The organism is Bradyrhizobium sp. AZCC 1721 (assembly GCF_036924715.1).
In the GTDB taxonomy this organism is placed as follows: domain Bacteria; phylum Pseudomonadota; class Alphaproteobacteria; order Rhizobiales; family Xanthobacteraceae; genus Bradyrhizobium.
On record NZ_JAZHSB010000001.1, the window covers coordinates 5,048,789 to 5,066,540 of the forward strand.

General features: G+C 63.2%; 16 protein-coding genes. 11 read left to right on the plus strand and 5 right to left on the minus strand.

Annotation, left to right across the window (positions count from 1 at the left end; genetic code table 11):
* Nucleotides 1–23 precede the first annotated feature (23 nt).
* From galE to V1273_RS24470, 3 genes are all read left to right on the plus strand, one after another.
* Nucleotides 24–1,037: a UDP-glucose 4-epimerase GalE gene (galE, locus tag V1273_RS24460; RefSeq protein ID WP_334411123.1), complete on the plus strand. Its 1,014-nt coding sequence runs from the start codon at nucleotides 24–26 to the stop codon at nucleotides 1,035–1,037.
* A 104-nt stretch (nucleotides 1,038–1,141) separates the two neighbouring features.
* Nucleotides 1,142–2,962 carry an ABC transporter ATP-binding protein gene (locus V1273_RS24465; RefSeq protein WP_334411124.1) on the plus strand — a complete coding sequence of 607 codons (1,821 nt, stop codon included), beginning with the start codon at nucleotides 1,142–1,144 and terminating at the stop codon, nucleotides 2,960–2,962.
* A 99-nt stretch (nucleotides 2,963–3,061) separates the two neighbouring features.
* A complete protein-coding gene (locus V1273_RS24470) occupies nucleotides 3,062–3,763 on the plus strand; it encodes a fumarylacetoacetate hydrolase family protein (RefSeq protein ID WP_028348554.1) in 702 nt (233 codons plus the stop codon).
* Nucleotides 3,764–3,827: 64 nt separating this feature from the next.
* Here the strand turns inward: V1273_RS24470 and fcl are convergent, their stop codons facing one another.
* The 3 genes from fcl to V1273_RS24485 all read right to left on the minus strand — a co-directional run bounded on the left by fcl (nucleotide 3,828) and on the right by V1273_RS24485 (nucleotide 6,617).
* A complete protein-coding gene (gene fcl / locus V1273_RS24475) occupies nucleotides 3,828–4,784 on the minus strand; it encodes a GDP-L-fucose synthase (RefSeq protein ID WP_334411125.1) in 957 nt (318 codons plus the stop codon).
* Complete coding sequence (gene gmd / locus V1273_RS24480) at nucleotides 4,765–5,850, minus strand: GDP-mannose 4,6-dehydratase (RefSeq protein WP_334411127.1); 1,086 nt, start codon at nucleotides 5,848–5,850, stop codon at nucleotides 4,765–4,767. Before gmd ends, fcl begins: the two co-directional genes overlap by 20 nt.
* A 92-nt stretch (nucleotides 5,851–5,942) precedes the next feature.
* Nucleotides 5,943–6,617: a Crp/Fnr family transcriptional regulator gene (locus tag V1273_RS24485; RefSeq protein WP_334363816.1), complete on the minus strand. Its 675-nt coding sequence runs from the start codon at nucleotides 6,615–6,617 to the stop codon at nucleotides 5,943–5,945.
* Between the two features lie 303 nt (nucleotides 6,618–6,920).
* Between V1273_RS24485 and V1273_RS24490 the strand changes: the two genes are divergently transcribed.
* From V1273_RS24490 to V1273_RS24520, 7 genes are all read left to right on the plus strand, one after another.
* Nucleotides 6,921–7,742: an ABC transporter ATP-binding protein gene (locus V1273_RS24490; RefSeq protein ID WP_028351612.1), complete on the plus strand. Its 822-nt coding sequence runs from the start codon at nucleotides 6,921–6,923 to the stop codon at nucleotides 7,740–7,742.
* Nucleotides 7,739–9,670: a long-chain fatty acid--CoA ligase gene (locus V1273_RS24495; protein ID WP_334411128.1), complete on the plus strand. Its 1,932-nt coding sequence runs from the start codon at nucleotides 7,739–7,741 to the stop codon at nucleotides 9,668–9,670. The genes V1273_RS24490 and V1273_RS24495 overlap by 4 nt, the downstream gene beginning before the upstream one ends.
* Nucleotides 9,667–9,822, plus strand: a complete 156-nt coding sequence (locus tag V1273_RS24500) for a hypothetical protein (RefSeq protein ID WP_334411129.1) — start codon at nucleotides 9,667–9,669, stop codon at nucleotides 9,820–9,822. The genes V1273_RS24495 and V1273_RS24500 overlap by 4 nt, the downstream gene beginning before the upstream one ends.
* A complete protein-coding gene (locus tag V1273_RS24505; RefSeq protein WP_028351614.1) occupies nucleotides 9,819–10,712 on the plus strand; it encodes a branched-chain amino acid ABC transporter permease in 894 nt (297 codons plus the stop codon). Before V1273_RS24500 ends, V1273_RS24505 begins: the two co-directional genes overlap by 4 nt.
* Before the next feature lie 6 nt (nucleotides 10,713–10,718).
* The gene (locus tag V1273_RS24510; RefSeq protein ID WP_334411130.1) at nucleotides 10,719–11,792 is read left to right on the plus strand and encodes a branched-chain amino acid ABC transporter permease; all 1,074 of its coding nucleotides are present in this window, start codon (nucleotides 10,719–10,721) and stop codon (nucleotides 11,790–11,792) included.
* A 58-nt stretch (nucleotides 11,793–11,850) separates the two neighbouring features.
* Entirely contained in the window at nucleotides 11,851–13,131 is a 1,281-nt protein-coding gene (locus V1273_RS24515) for an ABC transporter substrate-binding protein (protein ID WP_334411132.1), read from the plus strand.
* 183 nt (nucleotides 13,132–13,314) lie between these two features.
* Nucleotides 13,315–14,157 carry an ABC transporter ATP-binding protein gene (locus tag V1273_RS24520; RefSeq protein WP_334411133.1) on the plus strand — a complete coding sequence of 281 codons (843 nt, stop codon included), beginning with the start codon at nucleotides 13,315–13,317 and terminating at the stop codon, nucleotides 14,155–14,157.
* A 14-nt stretch (nucleotides 14,158–14,171) separates the two neighbouring features.
* Here V1273_RS24520 and V1273_RS24525 read toward each other — a convergent pair whose 3' ends face one another.
* Nucleotides 14,172–15,332 (minus strand): AGE family epimerase/isomerase, encoded by a 1,161-nt coding sequence (locus V1273_RS24525; RefSeq protein ID WP_334411134.1) that lies wholly within the window; start codon nucleotides 15,330–15,332, stop codon nucleotides 14,172–14,174.
* An 89-nt stretch (nucleotides 15,333–15,421) separates the two neighbouring features.
* On the opposite strand from V1273_RS24525, the gene V1273_RS24530 reads away from it, so the two are divergent.
* On the plus strand, nucleotides 15,422–16,645 hold the full coding sequence (locus tag V1273_RS24530) for a phenylacetate--CoA ligase family protein (RefSeq protein ID WP_334411135.1): 1,224 nt from the start codon (nucleotides 15,422–15,424) through the stop codon (nucleotides 16,643–16,645).
* 4 nt (nucleotides 16,646–16,649) lie between these two features.
* Here the strand turns inward: V1273_RS24530 and V1273_RS24535 are convergent, their stop codons facing one another.
* Nucleotides 16,650–17,747, minus strand: coding sequence for a DegT/DnrJ/EryC1/StrS family aminotransferase (locus V1273_RS24535; protein WP_334411137.1), 1,098 nt, complete (start codon nucleotides 17,745–17,747; stop codon nucleotides 16,650–16,652).
* Between the last annotated feature and the right edge of the window lie 5 nt (nucleotides 17,748–17,752).

Sequence of the window (17,752 nt, forward strand, 5' to 3'; positions counted from 1 at the left end):
AAATAAATCGTGAGAGGTGACCCATGACCGTGCTCGTCACCGGTGGCGCCGGCTATATCGGAAGCCATACGGTTCATGCGCTGGTGGACGCCGGCGAAAGCGTCGTCGTGATCGACAACCTGTCCACCGGATTTTCCTCACTTTTGCCCCGCCCCGTGCCGCTGTTCATCGGCGACGCCGGCGACGAAAACCTCGTCGAGGGCGTGATCGCCCAGCACCGCGTCGAGAGCATCATTCATTTCGCAGGCTCCGTCGTGGTGCCGGATTCGATGCGCGATCCGCTCGGCTATTACCGCAACAACACCATGACGACCCGCAGCCTCTTGAATTCAGCGGTGAAGGCCGGCGTCAGCCGCTTCATCTTTTCGTCAACGGCTGCCGTCTATGGCAATCCGGACCAGGTGCCGGTGCCGGAACATGCGCCGACGCGGCCGATGTCGCCTTACGGCTCATCCAAGCTGATGACTGAAATCATGCTGCATGACGTCGCCGGTGCCCACGACATGAAATACGTCGTGTTGCGCTATTTCAACGTCGCCGGCGCCGATCCGAACGGCCGCTGCGGCCTCTCGACCGTCGGCGCGACGCATCTGCTCAAGATTGCGGTCGAAGCCGCCACCGGACAGCGCGCCAAGGTCGACGTGTACGGAACCGACTACCCGACGCCGGACGGAAGCTGCATTCGCGATTTCATCCATGTCAGCGATCTCGCGGAGGCCCATCGCGCCGCGCTGTCATACCTGCGAGGCGGCGGAAGCTCGATCACGCTGAACTGCGGCTACGGCCGCGGCTATTCGGTGCTGGAAACCATCGAGGCCGTCCGCCGCGTCTCGATGCGCAATTTCGCGGTTCAATATGCGCCGCGCCGCCCCGGCGACATCGTGACCATGGTTGCCGATACCAGCCGCATTCGTTCGATGCTGGAGTGGACGCCGCAATACGACAATCTCGAAACCATCGCCGGCCACGCGCTGACCTGGGAAAAGCGGCTGTTCAGCGAACGCGGAGGCCTTCCGCAGCGTGCGGAATCGGCCTGAAATCAAGCGCTTATTTGGCTTGAAAAACCCCGCTTTAGCAGGCAAGGAGGCATCGCAGCAGCCCTGACGCGCCGGGCTATCCAGGCGCCGTCAATGGAACGCGGATGACCGAACTTCCTACAGAAACTCCGAAGAAAATCACCGACGACCCATATGGCGCGGCGATCCTGATTCGGCGCCTCGTCGCTGAACAGGGGCTCGCCTACTGGCGGCGCTATCTGCTCGCCTTTTCGCTGATGGGATTAGCGGCGGTGACAACCGCGGGTTCCGCCTATCTGCTCGGCGAGGTCATCAACAAGGCCTATGTCGACAAGGATGTGCGCGGCATTGCGCTCTTGTCGCTGGTCACCGTCGTCATCTTTACGATCAAGGGTGCGGCGACCTACGGACACACCGTGATCCTGTCACAGATCGGCAATGCGATCCTCGCGAATAACCAGCGCCGGCTGTTTGCCAAGCTGATGAGCGAAAACATCGCGTTCTTCTCCGAGCGGCATTCATCGGAATTCCTGGCGCGGCTCACTGCTGGCGCCACCGCGGTGACGCAGGTGCTCAATCTCCTGATCAACGCCATCGGCCGCGATCTGCTGTCGCTGATCGCACTCGTCATCGTCATGGTGATGACCGATCCCCTGATGGCGCTGCTCGGTTTTGCGGTGGCGCCGCCAGCGATGATCGTACTGCGCAAGCTGGTGAAGCGCATCAAGGGTCTTGCACACAACCAGTTCTCCGGCACCGCCGACATCATGGAGACGATGCAGGAATCGCTGCAGGGCATCCGCACCGTGAAAGCCTTTACGCTCGAACAGGCGATGCGCGAACGGATCGACGCCAGCATCGCCGCGGTCGAGCGCAACGCCAACAAGATGGCGCGCGTTTCCAACCGCTCCAGCCCATTGATGGAAACCCTCGGCGGCTTCGCGATCGCGGGCGGCCTGATGTATGGCGGCTATCGCGTGGTCGCGATGGGCGCTTCGCCCGGCCAGTTCTTTTCATTCCTGACCGCGTTCCTATTGGCCTATGAGCCGGCCAAGCGGCTGGCGCGGCTCAACATCGAGCTCAACAGCAACCTGATCGGCGCGCGCAAGTTGCTCGAAATCGTCGACAGCCCACCGAGCGAGCCTGACGACAGTGACAAGCCGACGCTGAAACTCACTGACGCGCGGGTCGAGTTCCGCGACGTGACCTTCGGCTACCGGCCAGGCGAGCCGGTCCTCAATCGCATGAGCTTCGTCGCCGAGCCTGGCAAGACCACCGCGCTGGTCGGCCCGTCCGGCGGCGGCAAGTCAACGGTACTTGCGCTGCTGCTGCGGCTCTACGAGGTGAACCAAGGCGAAATCCTGGTCGACGGCCAGAACATTTCCGGCGTGTCGCGGCGCTCGCTGCGGCGGCAGACCGCCTATGTCGGGCAGGACGTCTATTTGTTCCGCGACACGATCGGCGCCAACATCGCCTTCGGCAAGGAAGGCGCCAGCCAGGACGAGATCGTGGCGGCCGCGAAGGCGGCCTGCGCGCACGATTTCATCATGGGCTTTCCACTCGGCTACAATACGCCGGTCGGCGAGCACGGCACGCAGCTATCCGGCGGCCAGCGCCAGCGCATCGCAGTGGCCCGGGCGCTGATCAAGAACGCGCCGATCATTCTGCTCGATGAGGCCACCGCGGCGCTCGATTCCGAATCCGAGAAAGCCGTGCAGGAGGCGATCGAGCATCTCTGCCGGAACCGCACCACCATCGTGATCGCCCACCGCCTGCACACCATCATGCATGCCGATGCCATCCTGGTGGTCGAGGCCGGCGAGATCGTCGAGCGGGGCGAGCATGACGATTTGCTGCGCCGCGGCGGGCGCTATGCTTCCTTCTTCCGCCTGCAGCAGCGCGAAGCCGGTCCGGCCAGTCTGGCGCCGGTCAGCGCAACCGCGTAAAAGCTAGAGCATGATCCGGAAAAGTGGGCACCGGTTTTCCGAAAAGATCATGCCCAACTAGAAGACTCCGGAATTCCACCGTAACCCGAGACCCTTTTCATGACCGCAGCCTCCTACGTCATATCAGCAGCCCCGCAGCCCACGCTTCCCGTCGTCGGCGAGACCGGCTCCTATCCGGTTCGCCGCATCTGGTGCGTCGGGCGCAACTATCTCGAGCACATCAGAGAGATGGGCAATGACGAGCGTGCGCCGCCGTTCTTCTTCGCCAAGCACGCCGACATGCTGGTGCCCGACGGCGCCACGATTCCCTATCCGCCGCTGACCAAGGACCTGCATCACGAAGTCGAACTGATCGTCGCGATGAAGAGCGGCGGCCTCAACATCCCGGCCGACAAGGCGCTCGATCATGTCTACGGCTACGCCGTCGGTATCGACCTAACCCGCCGCGACCTGCAGATCGCCTCGCGCAAGAAGGAGCGGCCGTGGGAAGTCGGAAAGTCCTTCGACTATTCCGCGCCCTGCTCCGCTATCCAGCCCGCATCCAAGATCGGCCATCCTGCCAAGGGCAAGATCTGGCTGACGGTCAACGGCAAGGAAACGCAGAAGGGCGACCTCACCGAACTGATCTGGAGCGTACCCGAAATCATCTGGCAGCTCTCGCAGCAGGTGAAACTCGCCGCCGGCGACATTATCATGACCGGCACGCCGGCCGGAGTCTCGCAGCTCAATCCCGGCGACAAGATCGAGTGCGGCGTCGACGGCGTCGGCACGCTGAAGGTGAATATAGGCAAGCCGGAATAGGCCGACGGTACTTTCGACATCAAGAAGCCCCGGATACATCCGGGGCTTTTTATTGCAGGAAGGCCTATTTCTGCGTCACTGCGTGCTCGCTGAGATAGGCCTGATAGGCAAGCCGGATGCCGTCCTCGAGCTTCGTGCTGGCGCGCCAGCCGAGTTTTGCCAGGCGGCTGACGTCGAGCAGCTTGCGCGGGGTGCCGTCCGGGCGCGAGGCATCAAAACCGATCGCCCCGGTATAGCCGACGGTCGAAGCGACCACGCGGGCGAATTCGGCGATCGTGATGTCCTCGCCGGTGCCGATATTGACCAGCTCGCGATCCGAATAGGTCTTCATCAGGTGGATGCAGGCATCCGCCAGATCGTCGACATAGAGGAATTCGCGCCGCGGCGTCCCGGTGCCCCAGACCACGACTTCGTCAGCGCCGGCAACCTTGGCTTCGTGGAAGCGGCGGATCAGGGCGGCGACGACATGGCTGTATTCGGGATGATAATTGTCGCCGCGCCCATAAAGGTTGGTCGGCATCACGTTGATGAAGTCGGCGCCGTACTGGCTGCGATAGGCCTCCACCATCTTGATCCCGGCGATCTTGGCAATCGCATAGGGCTCGTTGGTCGGCTCCAGCGGCCCCGTCAGCATCGAATCCTCGCGCAGCGGCTGCGGCGCCAGCTTGGGGTAGATGCAGGAGGAGCCGAGGAACATCAGCTTCTCGGCGCCATGGACATGCGCGGCATGGATCACGTTCGAAGCAATCGCCAGATTGTCGTAGAGGAATTCGGCGCGCAGCGTGTTGTTGGCGACGATGCCGCCGACCTTGGCGGCCGCCAGAAACACCACCTGGGGCCGGTTGGCGGCAAACCACGCATTGACCGCGGCCTGATTGCGCAGATCGACCTCATTGCGCGGCGTCGTCAGCAGTTCGACGTCTTCCCGCGCCAGCCGGCGCACCAGCGCGGCGCCGACCATGCCGCGGTGGCCGGCGACATAGACGGTCTTGCCCTTCAGCTCAAACGGCAGGCTTGCCATTGGCGACCTCCCGCCGCGCGTCTGCGAGATCGTTCGCGACCATCTCCTTGACCATCTGGGCGAACGACGTCTTGGGCTTCCAGCCGAGTTTCTCGCGCGCCTTGCTGGCATCGCCGACCAGAAGATCGACTTCGGTCGGCCGGAAATAGACCGGATCGATGCGGACCACGGTCTTGCCGGATTTGGTGTCGACGCCGGCCTCGTCGACGCCCTGGCCGCGCCACTCGATGCGGCGGCCGACCTCGGCGAACGCCAGTTCGACGAATTCACGCACCGAACGGGTCTCGCCGGTCGCCAGCACGAAATCGTCGGGCGCATCCGCCTGCAGGATCTTGTGCATGCCCTCGATATAGTCCCGTGCATGGCCCCAGTCGCGCTTGGCCTCGAGGTTGCCGAGATAGAGCGCCTCGTCGAGGCCGGCCTCGATGCGGGCGACGCTGCGGGTGATCTTGCGGGTGACGAACGTCTCGCCGCGGATCGGGCTCTCGTGGTTGAACAGGATGCCGTTCGAGGCAAACATGCCGTAGGCCTCGCGGTAATTGACCGTGATCCAGTAGCCGTACAGCTTGGCGACGCCGTAAGGCGAGCGCGGGTAGAACGGCGTGGTCTCCTTCTGCGGCACCTCCTGGACCAGGCCGTAGAGCTCCGAGGTCGAGGCCTGATAGAACCGCGTCTCCTTCTCCATGCCGAGGATGCGGATCGCCTCCAGCAGCCGCAGCACGCCGATGGCGTCGGCGTTGGCGGTGTATTCCGGGCTTTCGAAGCTGACGCCGACATGGCTCTGGGCGGCGAGGTTGTAGATCTCGGTCGGCCTGATCTGCTGCATCAGCCGGATCAGGTTGGTGGAGTCGGTCATGTCGCCGTAGTGCAGCAGGAACGGCACCTTGCGGGAATGCGGGTCCTGGTAGAGGTGGTCGATCCGCGCGGTGTTGAACGAGGACGACCGCCGCTTGATGCCGTGGACCTCATAGCCGAGGCCGAGCAGATATTCGGCCAAGTAGGCACCGTCCTGACCGGTGACGCCGGTGATCAGCGCCACGCGCCGCTTTAAATCCTGAGCCGCCATATCTTCTCCAAACCCGTCCGTCGCGCAGGCCATAGCACTCGACCTGCGTCAAGTCTATCGCCAAAGCCGTTTGAAATCAGGCTCTTAGGCACCTAATCGCCATGATGGCGCAAGCGTTCGAGTTCGATGATGGTGACGCCGCCATATTCGAGCCGCAGCAAGCCCTCCTTCTCGAGCCGCTTCAGGCACTGGTTGGCGTTTTGCCGCGAAATACCGGAGAGCGCTCCGATTTCCTCCTGCGTGATCTCCAGGTGGCGCGTCATGTCCGGATAGAGAATCGGGTTGAACAGCGAGGCGATGGAACGTGCGACGCGGCTGGTTGCATCGAGCGTGCGGCCATGTTCCACCGCTCCGATGAACTGGCCGAGCCGCTCGTTGAGCTGTCGGACCAGAAAGCGGTTGAACGCGACGCTGTTCTCGAACAGCCAGAAGAAGGTGCTGCGGTCCATCAGCGCCAGCCTGGTGTCGCGCAATGCCACCACGTCGTAACGGCGCGGCTCGCCCTTCAGCACCGAGCCTTCGCCGAACCAGGCACCGGCCGTGAGGCCTGCGAAGGTCGCGGCCTTGCCCCCGCTCGACACGGTACTCATCCGGGCAAGACCTGTGACGATGCCGGTCCAGTAGTCGAAGGGATCGCCGCGCATGAAGATATGCTCGTTGGCGCGATAGGATTTCTCGACGATGCCGGCACGGGCGACCTCGATTTCCCGCTCGTTCAGTTCACGCGACCAGGCCGCGATGCGTTTGAGGTTATCCGCAGCAATCATGATCGCATCGACCGTCGCGCCCCTATGCTTGTTGCACTGCAACAGAAGTGTTGCCTGGCAAAATTTCCCGACGAATTGTCAGGCAAAAGACATTTCAAACTATCGCATTGCCCTAAGGAGGGCCACCTTGGCGGGTGTGCCCCTGGCACCACCGGTTGGGGTGCGGCGTTACCACGCGTGAGGCCGGCCGTGATCGGCATCGTTGGTCGGATGGCCGGAAGGTCACTCCCGGATGTAAGATTGCGGGTGTAGTTGCGAACGATAGATAAAGAGCGCGGCAAGCGCCTTATCTGGAGGGAATGAGTGGCTCATACGTTGGAAGTGCGCGGCGTGTCGCTGCGCTTCGGTGGCGTCCGTGCACTGACCGAGGTCTCGTTCGGCGTGAACGAGGGCGAATTGTTCTCGATCATCGGCCCGAACGGCGCCGGCAAGACCTCCATCGTCAATTGCATTTCCGGCCGCTACAAGCCGACCGAAGGCCGGCTATTCTACCGCGGCAAGGATATCACCGGCCTCAATCCGAACGCGCGGCCACAGCTCGGCATCGGCCGCACTTTCCAGAACCTGGCGCTGTTCCACCACATGAGCGTGCTCGACAACATCATGGTCGGGCGGCACCACCTCTTGAAGAACAATTTTATCACGGGCTCGCTCTACTGGCTGACCGGCGCGCGGCGCGAGGAACTCGAGCACCGCCGCAAGGTGGAGGAGATCATCGATTTCCTTGACCTGCAGTCGGTGCGCAAGGCGACCGCCGGCACCCTGCCCTACGGCCTGCGCAAGCGCGTCGAGCTGGCCCGCGCGATGGCGCTGGAGCCGCAATTGATCCTGCTCGACGAGCCGATGGCCGGCATGAACTTCGAGGAAAAGGAGGACATGGCGCGCTACATCGTCGATCTCAACGAAGAGTTCGGCATGACCGTGATGATGATCGAGCACGACATGGGCGTGGTGATGGATATCTCCCACCGAGTCATGGTGCTGGATTTCGGCCGCAAGATCGCCGAAGGCGATCCCGCCTCTGTCCTCGCTGATCCGCATGTGAAACGTGCCTATCTCGGCGAAGAGGATGAGGTCCTCGTCGACCCCGACGACACGCCGGCGCCTCGGGAGAGCGTGGCATGATGGATTACGCCGGGCGCGCCGCCCTAGCCGATACCTTTCCAAAGCTGCTGCGCCTCAACGCGAGGGAGCACGGCGGCGAGATTGCGCTGCGCGAAAAGGATCTCGGGCTGTGGCGCATCTTCACCTGGGGCGATTACCAGACCCGCGTGCACGATTTCGCGCTCGGCTTGGTCGAACTGGGTCTTGGGCGCGGCGACGTCATCGGCATCATCGGCGACAATCGTCCGGACTGGGTGGCCGCTGAAATCGCAACCCATGCCATCGGCGCCATGAGCCTGGGTCTTTATCGCGACGTGCTGGACGAGGAAGCGGCCTATCTGCTCAGCTACGGCGAGGCGAAACTGGTGTTCGCCGAGGACGAGGAGCAGGTCGACAAGCTGCTGGCGCTCGCCGATCGCGCGCCCAACCTCAAGCACATCGTCTATTCCGATCCACGCGGCATGCGGAAATACGACGATCCGCGCCTGATGGAAGCCGGGAAGCTGGCCACGATGGGGCGCGACCGCGCCGCGCGCGAGCCCGGGCTCTACGACCGGCTGGTGGATGCGACGCGCGGCGAAGACGTCGCGATCCTCTGCACCACCTCAGGCACCACGGCCAATCCCAAGCTGGCGATGCTGGCGGCTGGCCGCGTCCTGAAACACTGCGCGACGTATTTGGCCTTCGATCCGAAGGGGCCGGACGACGAATACGTCTCAGTGCTGCCGCTGCCCTGGATCATGGAACAGGTCTACGCGCTCGGCAAAGGGCTGCTGTGCCGGATGAAGGTCAACTTCGTCGAAGAGCCCGAGACCATGATGCACGATTTCCGCGAGATCGCGCCGACTTTCGTGCTGTTCGCACCGCGGCTCTGGGAATCGATTGCCGCCGATGTCCGCGCCGGCGTGATGGATTCCTCGCCGTTGAAGCAAAAGCTGTTCGACATCGGAATGAAGACAGGGCTCTCGGCGCTCGCGCAGGGCAAGCATTCGATGTTCGCCGATCAGCTCCTGTTCCGCGCGCTGCGCGACCGCCTGGGCTTCACGCGGCTGCGCTCGGCGGCAACCGGCGGCGCCGCGCTCGGGCCCGACACCTTCAAGTTCTTCCAGGCCATGGGCGTGCCGCTGCGCACGCTCTATGGCCAGACCGAATTGCTGGGCGCCTACACGCTGCATCCGGCCGGCAAGGTCGATCCGGATACGACCGGCGTGCCAATGGCCGCAGACATCGAGATCCGCGTCGACAACCCCGACGTCAACGGCGTCGGCGAGATCGTCGTGCGCCACCCCAATATGTTCCTCGGCTACTACAAGAATCCGGAAGCCTCGGCCGCCGACATCAAGGACGGCTGGATGCATTCTGGTGACGCCGGCTATTTCAACAATGATGGCCAACTCGTCGTCATCGACCGCATCAAGGATCTCGCCGAGACCGCGCGCGGTGAGCGCTTCTCGCCGCAATATCTGGAAAACAAGCTAAAATTCTCGCCCTACATCGCCGAGACAGTGGTGCTCGGCGCCGGCCGCGACGCGCTGGCGGCGATGATCTGTATTCGTTATTCGATCATCTCGAAATGGGCGGAGAAGAACCGCATCTCGTTCACGACCTATACCGACCTCTCCTCGCGCCCCGAGGTTTATGCGCTGTTGCGCAAGGAGGTGGAAGGCGTCAACGCCACGCTGCCGCCGGCGCAGCGTATTTCCCGCTTCCTGTTGCTCTACAAGGAGCTCGACGCCGACGACGGCGAATTGACCCGTACCCGCAAGGTCCGCCGCAGCGTCATCAACGAGAAATACGCCGATATCATCGACGCGATCTACGCCGGCAAGAGCGACATTCCCGTCGATACCGTGATCCGCTTCCAGGACGGCACCACCCAGCGCATCCGCACCACGCTGCGGGTCGTCGATCTCGGCGGGCCTGCGCCGCTGGCGGAGGCCGCGGAATGAAGCTGACGTTTGCCGGTGGCGCCGCAAAACTGATCGTCATGCGCGGGCTTGACCCGCGCATCCATCCTCTTCGGAAAAAGTGCTTCTTCAGGCGATGGATCGCCGGGTCAAGCCCGGCGATGACAGCTTGCACGTCTGGTGACTTCGCATGAACACCCAGCTTCTGATCCAGCTTCTCGTCAACGGCCTCGTGGTCGGCACGCTCTATGGCGTGGTCGCGATGTCGTTCGTGCTGATCTACAAGGCGACGCAGGTTGTGAACTTCGCGCAGGGCGAGCTGCTGCTGGTGGGCGCCTGGGTGTGCTGGTGGCTGCTGACCAAATATCAGGTGCCGTTCTACCTGGGCATGCCGATCACGCTGGTGTTCATGTTCCTGTTCGGCATCGCGATCCAGATCGTCATCCTGCGCCCCATGATCGGCGAGCCGATCATTTCCGTGATCATGGTGACGATCGCGCTCTCGACCGTGTTTTCGGCACTGATGAAATGGATGTTCGGCGTCAATCTGCAGCCGTTTCCGCGCATCTTCGAGACCCAGAACGTCAACATCCTCGGACTGCAGGTGCAAACCGTCTATCTGATGAGCCTTGCAGTCTCGGTGGCAATGATGGTGGGCATGGCGTGGTTCTTCCGTCTCTCCAAATATGGTCTGGCGATGCGCGCCACCGCGTTCAACCAGCAGGTGGCGCAGTCGCTCGGCATTTCCGTCAAAAGCGTATTCGCGATGGCCTGGGCGATCTCGGCGACCGTCTCCGCCGTCGCAGGCGTGGTGGTGGCCGTCGTCAATGGCGTCTCGGCAGGCCTCTCCGCCTATGGCGTCAAGGTGTTTCCGGCGGCGATCCTCGGCGGCCTCGACAGCGTTGGCGGCGCCGTGCTCGGCGGCATCATCATCGGTCTGCTGGAGAACGTCGCGCACTTTCTCGACAGCGAATATCTGCACTGGGGCAATCTCTACGAGATCGCGCCGTTCTATGCGCTCATCATCATCCTCATGATCAAGCCGTACGGCCTGTTCGGCACCAAAGACATCGAGCGGGTGTAAATCATTATGGCAGGCCAAACCCTCATTCCCGCCGGCGATTTCCGCACCAGCTATGCGGCGGATACCACCGTGTTTCCGACCACGACCAGCCGCAACGCCATGATCGCCGGCATCGCGCTGATTTGCTTTGCGCCACACGTCGTCAACGAATACATCCTTAGCCTGCTGATCCAGATCGGCATATTCGGCATCGCCGCGCTCGGGCTCAACATCGTCGTCGGCTTCACCGGCCAGATCTCGATCGGTCATGCTGCCTTCTTCGGTTTCGGGGCCTTTACCTCGGCCTATCTCTCGAACCGGTTCGGCATTCCCGTCTTCTTCTGCATTCCGCTCGCCGGCGTCGTGACGGCCGCGGTCGGTCTGGTCTTCGGCCTGCCCGCGGCGCGACTGAAAGGGCTTTATCTCGCGATCGCGACGCTGGCGGCGCAATACATCCTGCTCGACTTCTTTGCCCGTGCCGAGTGGTTCACCGGCGGCAGCGTTCCCGCCAGCGCCGAACCCTTCTCGATCTTCGGATACATGCTGCGCGGCGATAAGCAATATTTTTACGTCGTGCTGGCCTATGTCGTCGTCTGTTATCTGCTGGTCACCAACCTGATCCGTTCGCGCGACGGACGCGCGCTGGTCGCCGTGCGCGACCATTATCTGTCCGCCGAGATCATGGGCATCAACCTGACCAAGTACCGGACGCTGTCGTTCGGCCTCGCCGCCTTCTTTGCCGGCGTCGGCGGCGCGCTCTATGCGCATTACAATCAGGTGGTCTCCAACGAAGGCTTTGGCATCGATCGCTCGATCATCTTCCTCGCCATGATCATCATCGGCGGGCTCGGTTCGATCATGGGCACGCTGATGGGCACCGCCTTCATGGTGCTGCTGCCGGAATCGATGGAATGGCTCAGCGTCGCGCTCCGCGACAGCCCGATCGATCAATTTCTGGGACTAAAGAACAATATCGCTTTCTTGCGCGAGATGGCCATCGGCCTGATCATCATCATCTTTCTGGTGTTCGAGCCGGATGGACTTGCGCATCGATGGCGGCAGATCAAGGCATACTGGAAACTCTACCCGTTCTCGCATTGAGGTCGGAACGGGACGAACAACGAGAAGACCTCGAGAAGTAACCGGGAGGACTATGTCCATGACGATGAAGACTCTGTTGAGCACAGCCTCGCTTGCTTTGCTGTTGGGTTCTACCACTGCATCGGCCCAGGCGCCGGTCGCGCTGGGACATCTCACCGACTATTCAGGACCAACTTCGGACGTCGGAACGCCGTTCGGACAGGGTGTCGCCGACACCTATGCATGGATCAACAAGAGCGGCGGCATCAACGGCGCCAAGGTCAACCTCGATACCGTCGATTACGGCTATCAGGTGCCGCGCGCCATCGCCCAGTACAAGAAATGGTCGGGCGCCGACAAGGTCGCCGCCATTCTCGGCTGGGGCACCGCCGACACCGAAGCGCTGACGGGTTTCCTGGCCCAGGACAAGATCCCGGATATCTCGGCATCCTATGCCGCAGCACTCTCCGATCCGACCGGCGCCGGCGGAAAGGCCAAGCCGGCGCCCTACAACTTCTTCTATGGACCGAGCTATTCGGACGCACTTCGCGGCATGCTGACCTGGGCCGCCGAGGATTGGAAAGCCAAGGGCAAGCCCGGCAAGCCGAAATACGTCCACATGGGCGCCAACCACCCCTATCCGAACGCGCCGAAGGCGGCTGGCGAAGCGATTGCCACCGACCTCGGGTTCGAAGTGCTGCCGCCGATCGTGTTCGCATTGACGCCCGGCGACTACAGCGCGCAGTGCCTGACGCTGAAGAGCTCTGGCGCCAACTACGCCTATCTCGGCAATACCGCCGGCTCCAATATCTCCGTGCTCAACGCCTGCAAGGCGGCCGGCGTCGACGTGCAGTTCCTCGGCAACGTCTGGGGCATGGATGAGAACGCCGCCAAGGCTGCCGGTGCTGCCGCCGACGGCGTGGTGTTTCCGCTGCGCACCGCGATCGCCTGGGGCGGCAACGCGCCCGGCATGAAGACGTTCATGGAAATCTCCAAGATGTCGGACGCGGCCGGTACCGCCTACCGTCCCGTGCATTACCTCGCCGGCGTCTGCACCGCGCTCTACATGAAGGAAGCCGTCGAATGGGCGGCCAAGAACGGCGGCGCCACCGGCGAGAACGTCAAGAAGGGCTTCTACCAGAAGAAGGATTGGGTGCCCGCCGGCGGCGAAGGCATCTGCAACGCCTCGACCTTCACCGAGAAGGATCACCGTGGCACGCTCAAGGTCGATCTGTATCGCATGATGGTCGCAGGCGCGACCGACGCCCCCCTCAACGAACTCGTCAAGAACGGCGGCATCAAGATGGAGAAGGTGAAGACGATCGACCTGCCGCGCAAGCCCGAGTGGCTCGGCTGGTGAGGTCGGGAGGCGCCTGTAGTCGCCTCAACACTCAACTGTCATCCCCGCGAAAGCCGGGATCCAGTACGCCGCGGCTTCTCGATTGATCGCAGGCGCCTCTGGAATACTGGATCACCCGCATACGGGTGATGACGGCGGTGGGTGGAGCGGACCCGCTCCACCAACAACGCCAGGATCGGAAAAATGACTGAAGCAACCGAACTCAATCGTCCTGCGAAGACTGCCGCGCAAGCCGCCGGCCCGCTGCTCAGCGTCCACAACATCGAGGTGGTCTACGACAAGGTCATCCTGGTGCTGCGCGGCTTGAGCCTTGAAGTGCCGAAGGGCGCGATCGTGGCGCTGCTCGGCGCCAACGGCGCCGGCAAGTCGACGACGCTGAAGGCGATCTCGGGCCTGCTCAAGACTGAGGACGGCGAGGTGATCCGGGGCGAAATCGTCTTCGATGGCGAGCGCATCAACGGCATCGACCCCGACAAGATCGTCCGCCGCGGCATCTTCCAGGTGATGGAAGGCCGCCGTATCATCGCGGACATGACGTCGATCGAAAATCTGAAGCTCGGCGCGTTCACGCGCACCGACAACGAGATTGCCGCCGACATCGACATGGTGTTCAGATATTTCCCGCGGCTCAAGGAGCGTACCGGGCTCGCCGGCTATCTCTCCGGAGGCGAACAGCAGATGCTGGCGATCGGCCGCGCGCTGATGGCGCGCCCCAAGATGATCCTGATGGACGAGCCGTCGATGGGCCTGTCGCCGCTCCTGGTCAAGGAAGTGTTTGGGATCATCAAAGCGATCAACCGCGACCTCGGCGTCACCATCCTGCTGGTGGAGCAGAACGCGCGCGCGGCGCTGTCGGTCGCGAGCCACGGCTACATCATGGAACAGGGCAAGGTGGTGCTCGACGGCACCGCTGACGAGCTGCGCGACAACGAGGACGTCAAGGAGTTCTATCTCGGCGGCGCCGGCGACCAGCGCAAGAGCTTCAAGAACCTCAAAAGCTTCAAGCGGCGAAAGCGGTGGTTGTGAGCGCCGTCCCACGCTTAGCCGAGCACCTGTTCCGCTTCCGCTATCGCGCTGAGAACATGATAGAACGAAGACGCAGGAATGGTGGCGACCAGCGAGTGGCCGTCGCGGTCGAATTGGTCGTACCAGCCGCCCGTGACGGGATGGCTGAGATAGTGCCGTTCGAGCCGCGCCAGCGCCGCGCGCGCTTCATCGGCCGCTCCCGCTTCCCCTGCCTCGGCCTGCGCGATCCAAGCCTTGGCAATTTCCGTCTGCGGCCACAACCGGCGCGTATGCCGCCTGATGTTGCCGCGGGCGTCGCCCTCGTCGATCAGGCAGCCGGTCGCCTCGTCGCGATAGCGCAGCGCTGTTGCCAGCAATTCGCCGCGATAGCGCCCGGTCGGACAGCCGGTGATGCGCTCAAAACCTTTCAGCAGCCACGCCCATTCCGCCTGATGTCCGGGCTCGACGCTGACCGGCTCGATCTTCGACCAGTCTTCCTCGAAATACTCGCCAAGCACCTGCCGCTGCTTGTCGTAGAGGTTGGCCAGAAACAGGCTGAAGAAATTTCCGGCCCTGTTCTGGAACACGAGGTCATGTGTCGCGTCGAACGCCGCGATCATCGCTTCGAACAGATGCATCTGCGGGTTCTGCCGCCGCGGCATCGATACCGGCAATCCTTCGTGAACCCCGCCGTGCGGCGAACGAAGCTGCGTCTCGACGAAGTGGCACAGCGCGTCGATCTCGGCGCGGATCTGCGCATCGCGATTGAGCGCGTAGACGGTTGCCAGTGCCAACAGCACGAAGGCGTGGTCGTAGGAATCTCGCAGCGGATCCAGCACCGCGCCATCAGGCTGCAGCGTGTGCACAAAGCCCGGCTTGCCGTCGGGGGCTTTCGCCTTCGCCAGCAGGTGCTCCAGCCCTTTGAGCGCGATCGCGCGCCCCTGCGGATACCAGCCCATCTGCGCCGCCTTGGCGAAGCAATAAATCTGGCGCGCCTGTACAAAAACCCGGCGCGGCACCAGGCGGTCTGCACGGCCGTCCGGATCGAGCCGATCGATAAAGCCGCCCGCTCTGTCGTCCCACCCCTCGGTCGACCACAGCGGCAGGCAATGATCGACCATGCGAAGCTTCAGCTTGGCGACGATATCGGCCGAATCCAGCGTGTCTGCCGCCGCAGCGGTATCTCTTTCAGCCATTGCGTTCCCTGGAACATCAACACCGGTAGAAGCCGTCTGATAGCACGTCAGAGGCGGCACGCAATCGGCCCTCACCTGAGGCATCAGCCATGACCGACCACTACGACGCCCTTGAAACGCGCGAGCCGGGCATACGCGAGGCGGAGCTGTTTTCAAAGCTTCCGGACGTCCTGCGCAAGGCGCTCGCCGCGCCGGCCTATGCCGAGCGGCTGAAAGGCATCGATCCCGCCGCCGTGACCAGCCGCGCCGCGCTTGCTGAGTTGCCTGTGCTACGCAAATCGGAACTCCCTGCCCTGCACAAGGCCGCGCCGCCCTTCGGCGGGTTTGTGGCGGGGCCGCTTGGGTCGTTCGGACGGCTGTTTACCTCGCCGGGACCGATCTTCGAGCCCGAGCCTGTTCACGTCGACCCATGGCGTGGCGCGCGGGCGCTGTTCGCGGCGGGCTTTCGGCCCGGCGACGTGGTGCTCAACACCTTCAGTTACCATCTGACGCCGGGCGGCTTCATTTTCGATGCCTCGGCGCGAGCGCTGGGCTGCGCGGTGATTCCGGCCGGCCCCGGCAATACCGAACAGCAGTTTGAACTGATCGAGGCCTATCGGCCGGTCGGCTATAGCGGCACGCCTGATTTCCTCAAGATCCTGCTCGACGCAGCGGCATCCGCCGGGCGCGACGTCTCCTCGATCAAGCGCGCGCTGGTATCAGGCGCGGCGTTTCCGAAATCACTGCAGGACGAAGTCAAGGCACGCGGCATCGACGCCTATCAGGCGTTCGGCACCGCCGACCTCGGCCTGGTCGCTTTCGAAACGCCGGCGCGCGAAGGCATGGTCGTCAACGAGGACCTGATCATGGAGATCGTGCGCCCCGGCACCGGCGATCCCGTCGCACCCGGCGACGTCGGCGAAATCGTCGTCACCTCGCTCGATCCGAAGCATCCCTGGATCCGGCTCGCGCTCGGCGATCTCACGGCGGCACTGCCGGGCGCAAGCCCATGCGGGCGCACCAACATGCGCATCAAGGGCTGGATGGGTCGCGCCGACCAGACCACCAAGGTCAAGGGCATGTTCGTCCGCCCCGAGCAGATCGCCGAGATCGCCAAGCGCCATCCGCAACTCGGAAGACTACGCCTCGTCGTCACGCGGTCCGGCGAGAACGACCTGATGACGCTGAAGGCGGAAACGGCTTCGCCCGGTGAGGCGCTACAGGGCGAACTCGCGGCAACGCTGCGCGCGGTGACGAAGCTCGGCGGCAATGTCGAGCTGGTTGGCGCAGGCGCGCTGCCGAATGACGGCAAGGTGATCGCCGACGAGCGCTGAGCGCTCAAAACTTGCGAACCAGATCGATCACTTGGTCCTGCTGCGCCCGAGTGATCTCGGCAAACATTGGTAGCGACAGAATACGTTCCTGATCGCCAAACGCATTCGGAAACTGCTCCGGGCGATGGCCGAACCGCTGATACGCGGCCAGGAACGGCAGCGCCGTCGGATAGTTGATCGCCGTCTGCACGCCGTTCGCGTTCAGATGCGCCGCCAGCGCGTCGCGGCGCGGATGCTTGATCGTGTAGAGATGATAGACGTGGGTGCGGTCAGGCGCGACCTGAGGCACGATCACATCCTCGATCTGGTTGAGGCCGGCATCGTAGGCTTTCGCCGCATCCTGACGCGCCTTGGTCCACTGCGAGAGATGCGGCAGTTTCGCCGACAGGATCGCAGCCTGCATGCCGTCGAGCCGGCTGTTGATGCCTTCGATATGATGTTGATGCTTCACCAGGCCGCCGTGCCGTGCCAGCATCGTCATGTGTTCGGCCAATGCATCATCGTTGGTGACGACCGCGCCGGCATCGCCCATCGCGCCGAGATTCTTGCCCGGATAGAACGAATAGGTCGCGGCCGCGCCAAACGTGCCTACCTGCTGGCCCTTGTAACGGGCCAGATGGGCCTGCGCGCAATCCTCGATCACCCAGAGCTTGTGCTTGCGGGCAATCGCCATGATCGCGTCCATGTCCGCCGGCTGCCCGTAGAGGTGTACGGGAATGATACCGACGGTGCGCGGCGTGATCGCGGCCTCGACCGCCGCCGGATCGATTGTGAAGGTCGAGCCATCGGTGTCGCAGAACACCACGGTGGCGCCGGCATGCGTGATCATTGCGGACGTGCTGATCCAGGAATGCGCCGTGGTGATCACCTCGTCGCCCGGCTTGACCTTCAGCGCGGCCATGGCGAGATACAGCGCATCGGTGCCGTTGGCGCAGGACACGCAATGCTTGACGTCAACGGCAGCGGCGAACTCCCGTTCGAACGCGTCGACGTAGGACCCGCGAATGAAGGCGTTGTCGCGGATGACGGAGGCAATCGCGCCATCGATCTCGCTCTTGATGGTCTGATACTGCAGTTGCAGATCCGCAAAAGGCACCGGCATCGGTC

Coding starts and splice junctions, on each gene's coding strand:
- galE (WP_334411123.1), top strand. CDS start 24: ATGACCGTGCTCGTCACCGGTGGCGCCGGCTATATCGGAAGCCATACG.
- V1273_RS24465 (WP_334411124.1), top strand. CDS start 1,142: ATGACCGAACTTCCTACAGAAACTCCGAAGAAAATCACCGACGACCCA.
- V1273_RS24470 (WP_028348554.1), top strand. CDS start 3,062: ATGACCGCAGCCTCCTACGTCATATCAGCAGCCCCGCAGCCCACGCTT.
- fcl (WP_334411125.1), bottom strand. CDS start 4,784: ATGGCAAGCCTGCCGTTTGAGCTGAAGGGCAAGACCGTCTATGTCGCC.
- gmd (WP_334411127.1), bottom strand. CDS start 5,850: ATGGCGGCTCAGGATTTAAAGCGGCGCGTGGCGCTGATCACCGGCGTC.
- V1273_RS24485 (WP_334363816.1), bottom strand. CDS start 6,617: ATGATTGCTGCGGATAACCTCAAACGCATCGCGGCCTGGTCGCGTGAA.
- V1273_RS24495 (WP_334411128.1), top strand. CDS start 7,739: ATGATGGATTACGCCGGGCGCGCCGCCCTAGCCGATACCTTTCCAAAG.
- V1273_RS24500 (WP_334411129.1), top strand. CDS start 9,667: ATGAAGCTGACGTTTGCCGGTGGCGCCGCAAAACTGATCGTCATGCGC.
- V1273_RS24505 (WP_028351614.1), top strand. CDS start 9,819: ATGAACACCCAGCTTCTGATCCAGCTTCTCGTCAACGGCCTCGTGGTC.
- V1273_RS24510 (WP_334411130.1), top strand. CDS start 10,719: ATGGCAGGCCAAACCCTCATTCCCGCCGGCGATTTCCGCACCAGCTAT.
- V1273_RS24515 (WP_334411132.1), top strand. CDS start 11,851: ATGACGATGAAGACTCTGTTGAGCACAGCCTCGCTTGCTTTGCTGTTG.
- V1273_RS24520 (WP_334411133.1), top strand. CDS start 13,315: ATGACTGAAGCAACCGAACTCAATCGTCCTGCGAAGACTGCCGCGCAA.
- V1273_RS24525 (WP_334411134.1), bottom strand. CDS start 15,332: ATGGCTGAAAGAGATACCGCTGCGGCGGCAGACACGCTGGATTCGGCC.
- V1273_RS24530 (WP_334411135.1), top strand. CDS start 15,422: ATGACCGACCACTACGACGCCCTTGAAACGCGCGAGCCGGGCATACGC.
- V1273_RS24535 (WP_334411137.1), bottom strand. CDS start 17,747: ATGCCGGTGCCTTTTGCGGATCTGCAACTGCAGTATCAGACCATCAAG.